The sequence below is a fragment of the Acidovorax sp. KPB24-07 genome, from assembly GCF_057543315.1.
In genome coordinates, this window is record NZ_BAAJYS010000643.1 from 1 (window position 1) to 1,364 (window position 1,364).

A 1,364-nucleotide genomic window follows, 5' to 3' on the forward strand; every position below is an offset into this window, starting at 1 on the left:
GCCGCGTCCGCCCCGATCGCGGCCTGACCGGGGCGGCCTGACCGGGGCGGCACCCCCGGCCGGCGCTACCATGCCGGGCATGCCTTCCCACACCCTGTTCCTCACCACCTCCACCCGCGAGCCCGGCCATGTCGGCAACACCGAATGGCTGGCGCGGCAGGCCGCCGCGGCCCTGCCAGCGGACACCGTTCAGACCTGGCTGAACCTCGCGCGGATGGAACTGCCGCCCTTCGTGGACCGGCGCCACACCACCGGCGAGTACCCCGCCCCCACCGGCGACATGAAGACGCTGCTGGAGGCCACGCTCGCCGCGACCGACATCGTGTTCGTCGCACCCGTGTACTGGTACAGCCTTCCCTCGCCGCTCAAGACCTACCTGGACCACTGGAGCGGCTGGATGCGCATTCCGGGCCAGCCGTTCAAGGAGCCCATGGCGGCCAAGACGCTGCGGCTCATCACCACCAGCGGCGACCGCGCCAAGGCGCAGCCCATGATCGATTCGGTGCGGCTGTGCGCGCAGTTCCTGGCCATGCCCTGGGGCGGCGCCCTGTGGGGCAAGGGCGGGCCGCCCGGCGCGGTGCAGTCCGATGCGCAGGCCCTGGCATCGGCTGCTACATTTTTAATAGCATAATGCCCTAGTTGAATCTGCGCTGGAGGCTATTTCTGCGGTGATGCCTGGCCGTCCACGACGGCCAGGTGCTCGTCCATCCAGCGCAGCAGGTCGCGCCACATCACGCGCACCTCGTCGTCCTGCGGCATGCGCAGCTCGTGCTGCAGCTCGATGGTTACCACGGGCAGCCCCAGGTGCACGCTGCCGTAGTGCCCGAGCGAGCCCGGAAAGATGCCCAGCTGGTCCAGCCGCAGGCGCCCCAGCCGGCTGGGCGGCGGCTGCGGGCCGTCGAAGTCGAGCACGCCGTAGGGCGCATGGATGCTGACCACCAGATCGGGCTCGAACTGCGCCATCTGCGTGTGCAGGAACTGCGATTCGGGCTCCGACAGCGCCGCGGGACCGGGCCAGCGGCGGGGGTCGCGGCGGGTGCGCTTTTCCCAGTAGATGGGGGCGTCGCGCTCCCAGTTGGGCGTGGGGAAGTTGCGGTTCAGGTCCACGCCGCGCGCATTCACCCGGGTGGCGGGCTTGGCGAGCATGCCGTCCGGGTTCAGCGCGGGGATGAACCGCCAGTGCACCGGCCGCCGCGTGGGCAGCAGGCGCGTCTCGGCGAACCCGATCCAGCGCAGCGCGAGCGACGCCGCCGTGGGCTCGTCGCCATGCATGGCGCCCACCACCAGCACGCGCAGCGGCACCGTGCCCGGGGGCCAAGCCGGCCGGCGGCACGTCGCGCCAGTACAGGGGGGATGCCGTTGCG

General features: G+C 71.6%; 2 protein-coding genes. One reads left to right on the forward strand and one right to left on the reverse strand.

Annotated elements, in window-relative coordinates; genetic code table 11:
* Positions 1-70 precede the first annotated feature (70 nt).
* On the forward strand, positions 71-631 hold the full coding sequence (locus AC27IQ_RS24635) for an NAD(P)H-dependent oxidoreductase (protein ID WP_487091164.1): 561 nt from the start codon (positions 71-73) through the stop codon (positions 629-631).
* A 26-nt stretch (positions 632-657) separates the two neighbouring features.
* On the opposite strand, the gene AC27IQ_RS24640 is transcribed toward AC27IQ_RS24635, so the two are convergent.
* A partial coding sequence (locus tag AC27IQ_RS24640) for a M14 family zinc carboxypeptidase (RefSeq protein ID WP_487091162.1) occupies positions 658-1,364 on the reverse strand: 707 nt, incomplete at its 5' end.

What these genes read in the sequence shown, in the direction of transcription:
- AC27IQ_RS24635 (WP_487091164.1), top strand. Translation starts at nt 71, where the DNA reads ATGCCGGGCATGCCTTCCCACACCCTGTTCCTCACCACCTCCACCCGC.